This window comes from Nostoc sp. T09 (assembly GCF_002154695.1).
GTDB lineage: Bacteria > Cyanobacteriota > Cyanobacteriia > Cyanobacteriales > Nostocaceae > Aulosira.
Window position 1 is genome coordinate 1 of sequence record NZ_MTAV01000250.1, and the last position, 1,655, is coordinate 1,655.

Genomic DNA, 1,655 nt, shown 5'->3' on the forward strand with positions numbered 1-1,655 from the left:
GCCAATCTGCTCTTTTATTGCCAAAGATTGCTCCCACAGTGCGATCGCTTTTGTGATGTCCCCTTGGCGGGCGAATACCTGTGCCATGTTGCCCAGGGTAGCGGCTTTACCTTTGACATTGCCAATCTGCTCTTTTATTGCCAAAGATTGCTCCCACAGTGCGATCGCTTTTGTGATGTCCCCTTGGTCGGCGAATACCTGTGCCATATTGTTGAGGGTAGTGGCTTTACCTTTGACATCGCCAATCTGCTCCTTTATTTCCAAGGATTGCTCCCACAGTGCGATCGCTTTTGCGATGTCCCCTTGGTCGGCGAATACCTGTGCCATGTTGTTGAGGGTAGCAGCTTTACCTTTGACATCGCCAATCTGCTCAGATAGTTCCAAGTTTTCCTCCCAGAGTGCGATCGCTTTTGCGATGTCCCCTTGTTGGGCGAATAATCCTGCCATGTTGCTGAGGATAGCGGATTTTCTTGTGAATTCTTCTTCGGGGCAAAGGTCTAAGGCTTGCTGATAATGTTTAAAAGCTTCTTGCACCAAACCCAAAACTTGTTTCGCACGGGCGACTGTTCCCAAAATGCGGTAGTCTGGAAAAACTGCCAGCACTTGCTCACATAAATCTACAACTTCCACAAACCGGGAATTATTCACCCAATTGTTTGCTATGCAATCCCCAAGGCTGATAGCAATTTCCTGTTCTCTGGCCAGCAATCCCAACCGAACAATTTCTAATACTTCTACTTCCGTGCGGTTTTCATTCTCCTCCCACCAAGCTTGATGGATTTTCTTCACCCCTTGCTGTCGCGTTTTCTGCCATTCTTCCTCAGTCAACACTGGTTTTAACAAAGGTTCTAAAATTGTCGTCACCCGGTAATTAACTGGCTGGTTGGGGTGAGTGGTGGCAGATTCAACTAAACTCAGGCTGGTTAACTTGCCCAAAACTGCCAAGTCATTGGCGGGAGAAATTGCCCGCACAATCTCCTCTGTCACAGGCAAATTAAACACACTCAACCGCGCCAGAAATTTTTGTTCTTCCACTTCCAAAGCATCCAGCAGAGTTTGCGCCAAAACATCCTCGCGGAATTTCTGCTCAGTCGCTTCCAACCGATTCAGTAATTCATCCGCCGCCAATCCTGGCTGCTGTATCACCTCCAAAAGCCACTTCAGCAACCGGGGATTTCCATCGGCAATCTTGAGCATCCGTTGCGTTCTTAACTGCTGCTTGACTTCCTTATCTAAAGGAAAGCAGATTTTATCAATGTCACTGCTGCTCATCCCTACCAAAGATTCCAAGTGCAGGCGATGGGGTGGTAAAGTATCTTCCTGCAAATAGCGACAGGTAACAATCAGCCGACTTTCTCCCCCATTCTCTGCTAATGCTGCACAAATCGCCTCTAAAATTTTGTAAGTTTGTGCCGTCATCCGCAGTGAGCCATCTTCAATATTAGCTGTGGGAATATTTTGCTCAAAGTCATCCAGCACCAGCAGCAAAGGTTGGTTGTGTTCCTGTTCAATCGCCGCAAAAAAGTTTTGCAACCGCCCTTTGAGTGTTACCTTTGGTTCATTCAACAGTGCGGGAACATCAGCAAACCGTTCATACTTATTAGAAAGCTTATTCAGCAAACCGCTTTCATCCAAAGGGCCAATCAACACCACCC

Annotated in this window: 1 protein-coding gene; it reads right to left on the reverse strand. The window is 47.3% G+C overall.

What is annotated here, in order from left to right; genetic code table 11:
* The coding region (locus BV372_RS33965; RefSeq protein ID WP_143845489.1) for a tetratricopeptide repeat protein at nt 1-1,655 on the reverse strand (1,655 nt) is incomplete at both ends.